The 255-nt window shown below is 40.8% G+C and carries 1 protein-coding gene; it reads left to right on the top strand.

What is annotated here, in order from left to right; translation table 11 throughout:
* Nucleotides 1-255: hypothetical protein (locus EQG68_RS15140; RefSeq protein WP_222845221.1), on the top strand; the 255-nt coding region annotated here is incomplete at both ends.

The following is a 255-nucleotide window of genomic DNA, read 5'->3' as shown; positions in this document are numbered from 1 at the left end:
TATTGTTGTAGAATGTGACGGTACAGGTAATGAAAGTGATATTGAAGCTTGGTTAGCTTCCAATGGTGGTGCTACTGCTACTGACAACTGTTCTGATGTTACTTGGACAAACGATTTCAATACTTTATCGAACGATTGTTCAACGTCTATAACTGTAATTTTCACTGCAACTGATGCATGTGGAAATACCGCTACCACTTCAGCTACTTTTGCTGTACAAGATAGTACTGCTCCTGTGGCTCCTGAAACTCCTGC

The sequence above is a fragment of the Flavobacterium piscinae genome, from assembly GCF_004122145.1.
GTDB classification, from domain to species: domain Bacteria; phylum Bacteroidota; class Bacteroidia; order Flavobacteriales; family Flavobacteriaceae; genus Flavobacterium; species Flavobacterium piscinae.
The sequence above is the reverse complement of the archived record's forward strand: the minus strand, read 5'-3'. Positions and strand labels throughout refer to the sequence as shown.